Below are 13,056 nucleotides of genomic sequence, written 5' to 3' on the forward strand. Positions count from 1 at the left end.
CCCTGCTCTTCCGGCGCTTGCACCGCCGGCGTTGCGCTCAGACCCGGACCAGATGGACGTCGGTCACCGGCTTCTTGCCGTGCGACGCGTTCAAGGTTCGGCGGACCGCGATGCGCACGGCCTGCCGCACCTGCTCGTCGTCGAGCCGTGCGGTCTTGGGCAATTCCGCGACCGACTCGCGCACGGCATCGACGACGTCCAGCAGGGCGTCGCGCTCGCTCGCCTCGTCGAGCACGCCCATGACGGCGACCTGGGGTGCGGCCACCAGTTCCCCCTTGCCGTTCAGAACCAGCGTGGCGACGGCGGCGCCGTTGCCGATGATCCGCTGACGGGACCGCACGATGCCGGTGTTCTCGACCGAGATCAGCCGTTTGCCGTCGAGCGCGACGCGGCCCGTGGGGACATGGCCTACCACCTCCGCCGGCCCGGGGGCGAGCCGGACGATCTCGCCGTTGGACGGCACCAGCGTGGCCGGAACCTGGCAGTCGATGGCCAGCTTCGCGTGTTCGAGCTGGTGGCGCTGTTCTCCATGGACCGGCACGGCGAGCGCCGGCCGCACCCACTGGTACATCTGCACCAGCTCGTCCCGCGCGGGGTGGCCGGAAACATGGACCGGCGCATCGTCGGCGGTCACAAGCTCGACACCGCGGGCCACGAGCTGGTTCTGCACGCGGCCGATTGCCCGTTCGTTGCCGGGGATCTCGCGGGAGGAGAAGACCACCACGTCGCCGCGCTGGAGCTCCACCGTCGGGTGGTCCCCTGCGGCGATGCGGGCGAGCGCGCTGCGCGGCTCCCCCTGGCTGCCGGTGCAGATCAGGACGATCTTCTCGCGCGGCAGCATGGCCGCTTCCTGATCGCTCAGGAAGGGCGGCAGGTCGGCGAGATAGCCGGTCTGCCGGGCGGCCATATGGATGCGCCACAGGGAACGCCCGACCAGCGCCACCTGCCGGCCGTGCGCGGCCGCCGCCCTGGCGATGCTCTCCAGCCGCGCGACGTTGGTGGCGAAGCAGCTCACCGCGATGCGGACCTTGGGATGCTGCCCGATCAGCTCGACCAGCGCCTCGCGCACCATCGCCTCCGACCCCGAGGTGCCGGCCTGGAGCGCGTTGGTGCTGTCGCCGACCAGCGCCAGCACGCCCTCGTCGCCGAGCCGCCGGAAACGGTCCTCCTCGAAGTTCGGACCGACCAGCGGCTCCGGATCGATCTTCCAGTCGCCGGTGTGGAGCACGGTGCCGGCGGCGGTGCGGATCACCAGCGAACTCGGCTCCGGAACGGAGTGGGTGACCGACAGGTAATCCACCCGGAAGGGGCCGACCTCGACGGAACCGCCCAGCGGCACCTCGACGATCGGCACGGCCGACGCGAGCCCGCGCTCCTGGAGCTTCGCCCGCAGCACGTTGGCCGTGAAGGGGGTGCAATAAACCGGGCAGCCGAGCTGAGGCCAGAGGTATTGGACCGCGCCCAGATGATCCTCATGCGCGTGGGTGATGATCAGCCCGGCGAGATCGTCCTTCCGCTCCACGATGAAGGCCGGATCGGGCATCAGCACGTCGAGGCCCGGCAGGGTCTCGTCGGCGAAGGAGATGCCGAGATCCACCATCAGCCACTTGCCCCGGTGGCCGTAGAGATTGAGGTTCATCCCGATTTCGCCCGAACCGCCGAGCGGCAGGAAAAAGAGGGCGTCGCCCTCCGGCGCGAAGCCGGCGCTGGGAAGATCCTTTGCGGAGTCGGTCATTGGCCCATGTTGCGTTTGTGGATCTGGAGAAGCCCGCGAAGCGTCAGCTCATTGTCGGTGTGTTCGATCACATGGGTGGCCTTGGCGAAAAAGACAGCCAGACCTCCGGTCGCCAGGACCTTCATCGGGCGGCCGAACTCCGCACGGATGCGCGAGACCAGCCCTTCGATCAGCCCGACATAGCCCCAGAACATGCCAGACTGCATGCATTCGATCGTGTTGGTGCCGATGACGTTGGGCGGCTGCGCGATCTCGATGCGCGGCAGCTTGGAGGCGGCGAGTTGCAGCGCCTCCAGCGACAGGTTCAGGCCCGGCGCGATCACGCCGCCACGGTAGTTGCCGTCCTCGTCCACCACGTCGAAGGTCGTTGCCGTTCCGAAATCAATGACGATCATCGCGCATTTGTGCGCGGCAAAGGCCGCCACCGTGTTGACGAGCCGGTCGGCGCCGACCTCCTCGGGCTTGTCCACCAGGGCGCGGGTGCCGAGTTCGACCTCCGGCTGGCCGACGATGACCGGCTCGCAGCCGAAATGATCCTTGCACAGCCGCTTGAGGTTGAAGGTCGCGCCCGGAACGACGCTGGCGATGACCGCGCCGTGAATGTCCACGGCCTTCAGCCCCTTCAGGCCCATGAGCTGGATCAGCCAGACCATGTACTCGTCGGCGGTGCGGTTGCGGTCGGTGCCGATGCGCCACAGACCGCGCTGGCGGTCGCCGTCGTAGATCGCGAACACCACGTTCGTGTTGCCGGCATCGATTGCGAGCAGCATGTCAGGACTCCGCCGGACCAGGAGAGGACGGGTTCGGGAAGAACACGTCGCCAGCCGCGATGCGCAGGCGGCCAGTTCCGGCCCCTTCCCCCCGTTCCTTCAGGGGATCAAGCAACAGAACGCCGTCGCTGTCCAGATCGGCGAAGACGCCGGTGAGCGTCCGGTCCGACAGACGCACCACCACCGGCGCGCCAAGCCCAGTCGCCCGCTCGATCCAGGCGGCGCGGATGGGCGCGAACCCGCCCTCCAGCCAGCGTCGGTACCAGAGCGCCAGATTGGCGGCGTAGATTTCCAGCAGGGCCGCGGGCTCGATCCGCGGAGCGCCCTCGGCGGCCAGCGAGGTGACGGGGTATTCCGTGCCTTCGGGAAAATGGCGCAGGTTGATGCCGACGCCCAGCACCACCCAGGCGACCCCGCCGTCGGGCGCCGGCTCCGATTCCAGGAGGATGCCGGACAGCTTGCGGCCGTGGATCAGCACGTCGTTCGGCCACTTGCAGCGGACGTCGGCGCCGTCCGGCAGGACGGAGGAGGCGGTCTCCGCGATGGCGAGGGCGGCGACGAAGGAAATCTGCGCGGCCTCAGCCGGCGGGCGGCCGGGGCGCAGAACGATGGAGCTGTAGAGATTGCCCTCGGGCGAACTCCAGGCACGGCCGCGCCGGCCGCGCCCGGTTTCCTGGCGGCGTGCCCAAACGACCGTGCCTTCGGCGGCTCCCAGACGCGCAAAGGCCTTCGCCTCGTCGTTCGTGCTGCCGACGGAGTCGAAGGCCTTGAGCGAGTAGCCCGGGGGAAGGCGCGGAACGCCCTCCCCCGGCGACCGGGACTGGGTCATCCCGCGAACAGCGCGGTCGCGGCGGCGGCGGCACCGTTCAGGATCGGAGCCGGGATGACGAAGAACAGCAGCGTGAACAGGCTGGTGCCGACCAAGATGGCGGTCATGCCGTCATCGTTGACCTTGTCGAAGCTCTCCACCGGCTCGTCGAAATACATGATCTTGACGATGCGCAGGTAGTAGTAGGCGCCGACGACGCTGGTCAGCACGCCGATCACCGCCAGCGTGTAGAGCCCGGCCTCGATGGCGGCGAGGAACACGTAGAGCTTGCTGAAGAAGCCGGCGAGCGGCGGGATGCCCGCCATGGAGAACATGAAGACCGCCATGGCGCCGGCCAGCAGCGGGTTGCTGCGGGACAGGCCGGCGAGGTCCTTGATCTCCTCCAGGTTCCGGCCCTGGTGGCGCATGCACAGGATGACCGCGAAGGTGCCGACGTTCATGACGATGTAGATCGCCATGTAGATCAGCACGCCGCGCACGCCTTCCTCGGTGCCGGCGGCCAGTCCGACCAGCGCGTAACCGACATGGCCGATGGAGCTGTAGGCCATCAGGCGCTTGATGTTGGTCTGGCTGATCGCCGCGAAGGAGCCGAGCGCCATCGACAGGATGGAGCTGACGACGACGACCTGCTGCCACTGCTGGATCAGGTCGCCGAACGGCTCGATCAGCAGGCGGGTGAAGAGCGCCACGGCGGCGACCTTCGGGGCGGCGGCGAAGAAGGCGGTGACCGGGGTCGGGGCGCCCTCGTAGACGTCCGGCGTCCACATGTGGAAGGGAACGGCCGACACCTTGAAGGCCAGGCCGGCGATCACGAACACGAGACCGATGATCACGCCCGTGGACGGGACCTGACCCTGCGCGAACAGGATGGCGATGCGGTCGAAGGCCGTGGTGCCGGCGAAGCCGTACACCATCGACGCGCCGTACAGCATCATGCCGGAGGAAAGCGCGCCGAGGACGAAGTACTTGAGGCCGGCTTCCGACGACTTGGCGTTGTCGCGGCGGAAGGCCGCGATGACGTAGAGCGCAAGACTCTGCGTCTCCAGCCCGACATAGAGAGAGATGAGGTCGTTGGCCGACACCATCATCAGCATGCCGACGGTCGAGAAGAGCATCAGGACCGGGTATTCGAACCGGGCCATCTGCTCACGCTCGTTGAAGGAGAGCGAGAGCATGACGCAGAGCGCGGCCGCGACCAGCACCAGCACCTTCATGAAGACGCCGAAGGCGTCCATCACGAAAAGGCCGTTGAAGGTGACCACGCGGCCGCTGCCGTAGCCCATCGCCAGGACGGCGGCGAGCAGCATGGCCACGACGGTCAGGTAGGAGACGCCGCGCGTGAAGCCGTCGCCGCGGAACACGCCGATCAGCAGCAACGCCATGCCGGACAGCGCCAGGAAGATCTCCGGCAGCGCCGGCCAGATATCGGGGAAGGTTGCGGTCATGTCGGAACCTCAGCGTGCGGCCAGGGACACGTCGCCGGCCGCGGCCAGCTTGGTCTGGTAGGTCTGGATCAACTGCTCGACCGAGGCCGAGGTCATGTCGAGGAAGCTGCTCGGATAGACGCCCATCCACAGGACGACGATGACGAGCGGCACGAAGATCGCGATCTCGCGCGGAGTGAGGTCGACCATCGAGCGGACGTCGGCGCGCGTCAGCTTGCCGTAGACCACGCGGCGGAAGAGCCACAGCGCGTAGGCGGCGCCCAGCACCATGCCGGTGGCGATCAGCATCGCGACCCAGGTGTTGTCGCGGAAGGCGCCGAGCATCACCAGGAACTCGCCGACGAAGCCGGCCGTGCCGGGCAGGCCGACCGAGGCCATGGTCATGAACAGGAAGACGACCGCGTATTTCGGCATGTTCTTCACGAGGCCGCCGTAGCGGGAGATCTCGCGGGTGTGCAGCCGGTCATAGACGACACCGACGCACAGGAAGAGCGCACCCGACACCACGCCGTGCGACAGCATCTGGAAGATGGCGCCCTCGATGCCCTGCTCGTTCAGCGCGAACAGACCGACGGTGACGAAGCCCATGTGAGCGACCGACGAATAGGCGATCAGCTTCTTCATGTCCTCCTGCACCAGCGCCACCAGCGAGGTGTAGATCACGGCCACGACCGACATGGTGTAGACGAGCGGCGTGAAGAACTCCGTCGCCTCCGGCATCATCGGGATGTTGAAGCGCAGCAGCCCGTAGCCGCCCATCTTCAGCAGCACGCCCGCCAGGATCACCGAACCGGCGGTCGGCGCCTCGACGTGGGCGTCCGGCAGCCAGGTGTGGACCGGCCACATCGGCACCTTCACGGCGAAGGAAGCGAAGAAGGCCAGCCACAGCCACATCTGCATGGAGCGCGGGAACTGGGTCGCCGTGATGGTGGGGATGTCGGTGGTGCCGGCCACATAGTACATGGCCAGGATCGCCAGCAGCATCAGCACGGAGCCGAGCAGCGTGTAGAGGAAGAACTTGAACGCCGCGTAGACGCGCCGCGCGCCGCCCCAGACGCCGATGATCAGGAACATCGGGATCAGGACGCCTTCGAAGAACATGTAGAAGAGCACCATGTCCAGCGCGCAGAACATCCCGATCATCAGGGTTTCCAGCGCGAGGAAGGCGATCATGTACTCCTTGACCCGGTGCTGCACGGCCTCCCAGCTCGAGAGGATGCAGAGCGGCATCAGGAAGGTGGAGAGGATGACGAACAGCACGGAAATGCCGTCGACGCCCATGTGGTAGGAGATGCCGAATTCCGGCATCCAGTCCACCCGCTCGACCATCTGGTAACCGGGGTTGGCCGGGTCGAAGTTGGCCCAGATGAAGAGCGACAGCACGAAGGTGACGAGCGTCGTCCAGAGGGCGACGTAACGCGCGTTGCGTGCGGCCTCCGCCTCGCTGGTGCGAAGCGGGAGGATCAGCAGGATGCCGATGAGCGGCAGGAATGTCGTGAACGACAGGAGCGGCCAGCTAGCCATTTTTCTTCTTCCCTCTCAACCGCTCAACCGCGCAGCGACAGCCAGGCGATGAGGGCGACGACCCCGATCACCATGGCGAAGGCGTAGTGATAGACGTAACCGGACTGCAGGAGGCTGGCCCGCGCGGAAATCAGGCGGGTCGCCGCGGCAAGGCCGTTCGGACCCATGCCGTCGATCACCGTGACGTCGCCGGTCTTCCACAGGCCACGGCCGAGCCAGCTCGCCGGGCGGACGAACAACGCGTCGTACAGCTCGTCGAACATCCACTTGCGGTAGACGAAGCGGTAGAGGCCGCCGAGCGTCGCGGTGATCCGCCCCGGCAGGCCCGGATTGGCGATGTAGGCGAGGTAGGCGAGACCGATGCCGATCAACCCGACGACCATCGGGGCCAGCGGCACCCAGAACGGCAGGCCGTGGTGGGCGTGCTCGATGCTGTCGTTCTCTTGCATGACGAAGATCGCCTTGCCCCAGAAGTCCAGCCGGTGATCGCCTACGAACCAGCCCGCGAACAGCATGCCCGAGAAGAGCGCCCCGAGCGTCAGCACGGCCAGCGGCACCAGCATGACCATCGGCGACTCATGAGCGTGCTCATAGGTGTGATGGTCGGCGCGGGTCTGGCCGTGGAAGGTCAGGAACAGCAGGCGCCAGGAGTAGAAGGCCGTCATCAAGGCGGCGGCGATGCCGATCCAGAAGGCCAGCAGGCCGAAGGAGCTGTGCGAGGCGTAGGCCGCCTCCAGGATCATGTCCTTGGAGAAGTAGCCGGCGAAGAACGGGAGGCCGGCGAGCGCCAGGTTGCCGATCCACATCACCGCGTAGGTGAAGGGAACCTTCCGCCAGATGCCGCCCATCTTGCGCATGTCCTGCTCGTGGTGCATCGCGTGGATGACCGAGCCGGCGCCGAGGAACAGCAGCGCCTTGAAGAAGGCGTGCGTGAACAGGTGGAACATCGCGGCACCATAGGCGGAGACGCCGATGGCGAAGAACATGTAGCCGAGCTGGCTCATGGTCGAATAGGCGATGACGCGCTTGATGTCGTACTGGGTCATGCCGATCGTCGCGGCGACGAAGGCGGTCAGCGCGCCGACGACGGTGACGACCGACAGGGCCACGGGGGCGTACTCGAACACCGGCGACAGGCGGCACAGCATGAAGACGCCGGCGGTCACCATCGTGGCCGCGTGGATGAGCGCCGACACCGGGGTCGGGCCTTCCATCGCGTCCGGCAGCCAGGTGTGCAGGCCGAGCTGCGCCGACTTGCCCATGGCGCCCATGAAGAGCAGCAGGCAGGCGACGGTCAGGCCGTGGAACTCCCAGCTCAGGAAGGTCATGCTCTGGCCGGCGATCTCCGGCACGCGGGCGAAGATCTCGTCGAACACCACAGAGCCGGTCAGCACGAAGATCGCGAAGATGCCCAGCGCGAAGCCGAAGTCGCCGACGCGGTTGACGAGGAAGGCCTTCATCGACGCGTTGTTCGCCGAGGGCTTCTCGTACCAGAAGTTGATCAGCAGATAAGACGCGAGACCGACGCCTTCCCAGCCGAAGAAGAGCTGCACGAGGTTGTCGGCCGTCACCAGCATGAGCATGCAGAAGGTGAAGAGCGACAGGTACGCCATGAAGCGCGGCTTCTGCGGGTCCTCGGCCATGTAGCCGATGGAGTAGACATGCACCATCGCCGAGACGGTGTTGATCACGACCAGCATCACGGCGGTGAGCTGGTCGATGCGCAGCGACCAGGCGGTGTCGAGCGTGCCGCTCTGGATCCAGGTCATCAGGTGGATGGTCCGCGGATCGCCGCCGACGGCGACGTCGAAGAACAGAACCCAGGACAGGAGCGCCGAGATCAGCACGGAGCCCGTGGTGACGAGCTGGGCCACGCGGTCGCCGACCGTGGGCGGCCCGGCCACCGGGCCGTGGTCATCATGGTCGTCGCCTTCCTCGGCCGGGTGGACATGGTCGTCCCCGGCATGGTGGGCGTCGTGGTTGTGATGGTTGTGGTGGTCGTGATGACCGTGATCGTGCCCATGCCCGGCCGGCGCCGCCACGGCGGGCGCGCCTCCGAACAGGGCGATGGAACCCGCGATCAGAAAAGCCAGCAGCGGGAGGAATACGACAAGCACTTCCATGACGCTGCCTCAGCCCTTCATCAGGTTGATGTCTTCGACTCGGATCGAGCCGCGGTTGCGGAAGTAGACCACCAGGATGGCCAGGCCGATCGCCGCTTCGGCGGCGGCCACGGTCAGGATGATCATCGCGAAGACCTGGCCGACGAGGTCGTTCAGGAAGACCGAGAAGGAGACCAGATTCAGGTTCACCGCGAGCAGGATCATTTCGATCGACATCAGGATGACGATCACGTTCTTGCGGTTCAGGAAGATCCCCAGCACGCCGAGCGTGAACAGGATCCCCGACACCGTCAGGTAATGGCCGAGACCGATTTCCATATCAGAGCCCTCCCCCGCTCGACACCTTGCGGATCGCGACGACCTCCTCGCGGCGGCGCGCGAGCTGGGTGCCGACGTCCTGACGGCGCACGCCCTCGCGCTGACGCAGGGTCAGGACGATGGCGCCGATCATGGCGATCAGCAGGACCAGGCCGCAGGCTTGGAACAGATAGACGTAGTGGGTGTACATCAGCTGGCCGAGCGCCTCGGTGTTGGTCACCGCGCCATAGTCCGGCGTGGGCGCGCCCGCCACCTGAAGGGCGGCCGGCGAGACGACCCAGCCGCCGAGCACGGCGGCCAGCTCGACCAGCAGGATCAGCCCGACGATGCCGCCGATGGGCAGGTACCGCATGGTGCCCTGCCGGAATTCCTTGAAGTTGATGTCGAGCATCATGACGACGAACAGGAACAGAACGGCGACCGCGCCGACATACACGATGATGAGGATCATCGCGATGAACTCGGCGCCGAGAAGGACGCACAGCCCCGCCGCCTGGAAGAAGGCCAGGATCAGGTAGAGGACCGAATGGACGGGGTTCCGCGCGGAGATGACCATCACACCGGAGGCCAGCAGGATCGCGGAGAACACGTAGAAGGCGATGCCTTGGATCATGTCGTTACTTTCCGCTTCCGCTTACCGGTAAGGGGCCTCGGCCGCCAGGTTCTGGGCGATCTCCGCCTCCCAGCGGTCGCCGTTCGCCAGCAGCTTCTGCTTGTTGTAGAAAAGCTCTTCGCGGTTTTCCGTCGAGAACTCGAAATTCGGACCGAGGACGACGGCGTCCACCGGGCAGGCCTCCTGGCACAGGCCGCAGTAGATGCACTTCGTCATGTCGATGTCGTAGCGCGTGGTGCGGCGGCTGCCGTCGTCACGCGGTTCGGCCTCGATGGTGATGGCGAGCGCCGGGCACACCGCTTCGCAGAGCTTGCAAGCGATGCAGCGCTCCTCGCCGCCGGGGTAGCGGCGCAGCACGTGCTCCCCCCGGAAGCGCGAGCTGATCGGCCCCTTCTCGTACGGGTAGTTCAGCGTGACCTTTGGCTTGAACATGTAGCGCAAGGTCAGGCCCAGGCCGCCCAGCAGCTCGGTCAGGAACAGGCTGCGCGCCGCGCGGTCGAGGAACGCCATGGCCTCTTCGTCTCCTTCCTGGCGGGCGCCGCGCGAGGGCGCGCCCGCAATCACTCAAAATCTCAGGGCGCGGGGCGGCCGTGCCGCCCCGCTCGGTCTCGTCGCTCCGCTTACTGCGGCAGCAAGCCGAACGACACCAGGAAGCCGGCGGTCAGCACGACCCACAGCAGCGAGAAGGGCAGGAAGACCTTCCAGCCCAGCCGCATCAGCTGGTCGTAGCGGTAGCGCGGCATCGTGGCGCGGACCCACACGAACACGAAGAGGCAGAAGGCGATCTTCGCGAAGAGCCAGATCGGGCCCGGGATCCAGTTCAGCGGCGCGATGTCCAGCGGGGGCAGCCAGCCGCCCAGGAACAGGATGCTCGTCAGCGCGCTCATCAGGATCATGTTGGCGTATTCGCCAAGGAAGAAGAGCGCGAAGGGAGCCGAGCTGTATTCCACCATGAAGCCCGCCACCAGCTCCGACTCGCCTTCCGGCAGGTCGAAGGGCGAACGGTTGGTTTCCGCCAGCGCCGAGATGAAGAAGATCACGAACATCGGCAGCAGCGGGATGCAGAACCACACCGTCTCCTGCGCCCGCACGATCTCCTGAAGGTTCAGCGAGCCGACGCAGAGCAGCACCGTGATGATGACGAGGCCGATGGAGACCTCGTAGGACACCATCTGCGCCGCCGAGCGCAAGGCGCCGAGGAAGGCGTAGCGGGAGTTCGACGCCCAGCCCGCCATCACCACGCCGTACACGCCGAGCGAGGAGATCGCGAGCAGGTAGAGGATGCCGACATTGATGTCCGCCAGCGCCATGCCGTAGTCGAACGGGATCACCGCCCAGGCCACGATGGCGAGGAAGAAGGTCAGCATCGGCGCCGCGTAGAACACGATGCGGTTGGCGCCCGCCGGGAGGATCTGCTCCTTCGCGAACAGCTTGAGGCCGTCGGCGAAGGGCTGCAGGAGCCCGAAGGGACCGACCACGTTCGGTCCCTGGCGGAGCTGCATGGCGCCCATGATCTTGCGCTCGGCGTAGGTCATGAAGGCCACCGACACCAGCAGCGGCACCACGATCGCCAGGATCTTGAGGACGATGATGATCAGCGGCAGAAGGAAGCCGCTCCAGAACTCAGCCATGGGTACCGGTCCTCTCCTGGGCGGGTCGCACGAGCGTCTCGGTGCAGCGCGCCATCGTGATGGAGGCGCGGCTGATCGGGTCGGTCATGTAGAAGTTGGCGACCGGCGAGACGAAGGGGGCCGCGTCCAGCGAGCCGGACCGGCCGAAGCCGCCCCAGGCCGCCGGGGTGACCGCGCCGATCTTCGCGAAAATCGGGTTCACGTCGGCCAGGTGCTTGCGCAGCTGGATGACGCTGTCGTAGGGCAGCTTGTGGCCGAGAAGCTCGGACAGCGCGCGCAGGATCTTCCAGTCCTCCCGCGCCTCGCCAGGCGGGAAGGTGGCGAGACGCGCGAGCTGCGGGCGGCCCTCGGTGTTGACGTAGAGGGCGTTCTTCTCGGTGTAGGCCGCGCCCGGCAGGATCACGTCGGCGCGCTGCGCCCCGGCGTCGCCATGATGGCCCTGGTAGATGACGAAGGCCTTGCCGAGGCGGGCCATGTCGATCTCGTCCGCGCCCAGCAGGTAGACCACGTCGATGGCGCCGTTGGACGCACCATCGAGGATGCCCGCGAGGTCGCGGCCGCCCGGACCCGGCAGGAAGCCGACATCCAGCGCGCCGACGCGGCCGGCGGCCGTGTGCAGCACGTTGTATCCGTTCCAGCCCTCGCCGATCATGTTGAAGGTTTCGGCGACCGCGCGGGCCGCCGCCTGGATGGCCAGGGCATCGGCGCGCTGGAAGGCGCCCATGCCCAGGATCAGCATCGGCCGCTTGGCGTTGCGCAGGGTCTCGGCGAAGGCGTGGCTGCCGTCGAGGATGCCCGACAGCAGGTCGGCGCCCGTGCCCAGATGGGCGTAGGGGTAGGTCAGATCACGGCTCTCGCCGATCAGCCCGACCTGGAGACCGCCCTGCAGGTAGCGCTTGCGGATGCGCGCGTTGATCAGGGAGCCTTCCCAGCGCGGGTTGGTCCCGACCAGCAGGATCACGTCCGCCTGCTCGACGCCGGCGATCGTGCTGTTGAACAGGTAGCCGGCGCGCGAGGAGGTGTCGAACAGCGCGCCGTCCTGGCGGCAGTCGATGTTCGCCGAACCCAAAGCCGTCATCAGCTCCTTCAGCGCCAGTGTCGATTCGACGTCGACGAGGTCGCCGGCGATGGCGGCGATGCGGTCGCCCGAGGTGCCCTTCAGCTTCTGTGCGACGGCCTGGAAGGCCTCGACCCAGCTCGCCGGAACCAGCTTGCCGTCCTTGCGGACGTAGGGGCGGTCGAGACGCTGGCGCTTCAGCCCGTCATAGGCGAAACGCGACTTGTCGTTCAGCCACTCCTCGTTCACGTCCTCGTTGACGCGCGGCAGGACGCGCATGACCTCGGACCCGCGCGTGTCCACGCGGATGTTCGAGCCCACCGCGTCCATCACGTCCACCGTCTCCGTCTTGCGGAGTTCCCAGGGGCGCGAGGTGTAGGCGTAGGGCTTGGAGGTCAGGGCGCCGACCGGGCAGACGTCCACGAGGTTGCCGGCCAGCTCTGTCGCCACGGCCTTCTCGACGAAGGTCGTGATCTCCATGTGCTCGCCGCGGTGCACCGCGCCGAGGTCCGGCACGCCGGCGATCTCGTTGGAGAAGCGGATGCAGCGCGTGCAGTGGATGCAGCGGGTCATGATCGTCTTGATCAGCGGACCCATGTACTTGTCCTTGACCGCGCGCTTGTTCTCGCCGTAGCGGCCGCGGTCGAACCCGTAGGCCATGGCCTGGTCCTGGAGATCGCACTCGCCGCCCTGGTCGCAGATCGGGCAGTCCAGCGGGTGATTGATCAGCAGGAACTCCATGACGCCCTTGCGGGCCTTATGGACCAGTTCGCTGTTGGTCTTGATGACCATGTTGTCGGCGCAGGGCATGGCGCAGGCGGCGACGGGCTTGGGCGCCCGCTCCATCTCCACCAGACACATGCGGCAGTTGGCCGGAACGCTCAGGCGCTCGTGGTAGCAGAAGCGCGGGATCTCGATCCCGAGCTGCTCGCAGGCCTGCAGGATCGAGGTGCCCGGCTCGACTTCGATCTCGATCCCGTCGATGGTGAGTTTCGGCATCTGCCGGGCTCC

The 13,056-nt window shown here is 66.9% G+C and carries 11 protein-coding genes; all 11 read right to left on the reverse strand.

What is annotated here, in order from left to right:
• Positions 1-37 precede the first annotated feature (37 nt).
• The 11 genes from JUB11_RS10710 to nuoG all read right to left on the reverse strand — a co-directional run bounded on the left by JUB11_RS10710 (position 38) and on the right by nuoG (position 13,044).
• Positions 38-1,735, reverse strand: a complete 1,698-nt coding sequence (locus JUB11_RS10710; RefSeq protein ID WP_207458522.1) for a ribonuclease J — start codon at positions 1,733-1,735, stop codon at positions 38-40.
• Complete coding sequence (locus JUB11_RS10715; protein WP_207458523.1) at positions 1,732-2,505, reverse strand: type III pantothenate kinase; 774 nt, start codon at positions 2,503-2,505, stop codon at positions 1,732-1,734. The genes JUB11_RS10710 and JUB11_RS10715 overlap by 4 nt, the downstream gene beginning before the upstream one ends.
• A gap of 1 nt (position 2,506) precedes the next feature.
• On the reverse strand, positions 2,507-3,334 hold the full coding sequence (locus JUB11_RS10720; protein WP_207458524.1) for a biotin--[acetyl-CoA-carboxylase] ligase: 828 nt from the start codon (positions 3,332-3,334) through the stop codon (positions 2,507-2,509).
• On the reverse strand, positions 3,331-4,779 hold the full coding sequence (gene nuoN, locus JUB11_RS10725; protein WP_207458525.1) for an NADH-quinone oxidoreductase subunit NuoN: 1,449 nt from the start codon (positions 4,777-4,779) through the stop codon (positions 3,331-3,333). Before nuoN ends, JUB11_RS10720 begins: the two co-directional genes overlap by 4 nt.
• A gap of 9 nt (positions 4,780-4,788) precedes the next feature.
• Positions 4,789-6,303 carry an NADH-quinone oxidoreductase subunit M gene (locus JUB11_RS10730; RefSeq protein ID WP_207458526.1) on the reverse strand — a complete coding sequence of 505 codons (1,515 nt, stop codon included), beginning with the start codon at positions 6,301-6,303 and terminating at the stop codon, positions 4,789-4,791.
• Positions 6,304-6,326: 23 nt separating this feature from the next.
• Positions 6,327-8,426: an NADH-quinone oxidoreductase subunit L gene (gene nuoL, locus JUB11_RS10735; RefSeq protein ID WP_207458527.1), complete on the reverse strand. Its 2,100-nt coding sequence runs from the start codon at positions 8,424-8,426 to the stop codon at positions 6,327-6,329.
• A gap of 9 nt (positions 8,427-8,435) precedes the next feature.
• The gene (gene nuoK / locus JUB11_RS10740) at positions 8,436-8,744 is read right to left on the reverse strand and encodes an NADH-quinone oxidoreductase subunit NuoK (protein WP_207458528.1); all 309 of its coding nucleotides are present in this window, start codon (positions 8,742-8,744) and stop codon (positions 8,436-8,438) included.
• Between the two features lies 1 nt (position 8,745).
• Positions 8,746-9,357: an NADH-quinone oxidoreductase subunit J gene (locus JUB11_RS10745; RefSeq protein ID WP_207458529.1), complete on the reverse strand. Its 612-nt coding sequence runs from the start codon at positions 9,355-9,357 to the stop codon at positions 8,746-8,748.
• A gap of 21 nt (positions 9,358-9,378) precedes the next feature.
• The gene (gene nuoI, locus JUB11_RS10750; protein WP_207458530.1) at positions 9,379-9,867 is read right to left on the reverse strand and encodes an NADH-quinone oxidoreductase subunit NuoI; all 489 of its coding nucleotides are present in this window, start codon (positions 9,865-9,867) and stop codon (positions 9,379-9,381) included.
• 110 nt (positions 9,868-9,977) lie between these two features.
• Positions 9,978-10,988 (reverse strand): NADH-quinone oxidoreductase subunit NuoH, encoded by a 1,011-nt coding sequence (gene nuoH, locus JUB11_RS10755; protein WP_207458531.1) that lies wholly within the window; start codon positions 10,986-10,988, stop codon positions 9,978-9,980.
• Positions 10,981-13,044, reverse strand: a complete 2,064-nt coding sequence (gene nuoG / locus JUB11_RS10760) for an NADH-quinone oxidoreductase subunit NuoG (protein ID WP_207458532.1) — start codon at positions 13,042-13,044, stop codon at positions 10,981-10,983. The genes nuoH and nuoG overlap by 8 nt, the downstream gene beginning before the upstream one ends.
• Positions 13,045-13,056: the final 12 nt, after the last annotated feature.

The organism is Azospirillum sp. SYSU D00513 (assembly GCF_017356015.1).
In the GTDB taxonomy this organism is placed as follows: Bacteria; Pseudomonadota; Alphaproteobacteria; order Azospirillales; family Azospirillaceae; genus Azospirillum.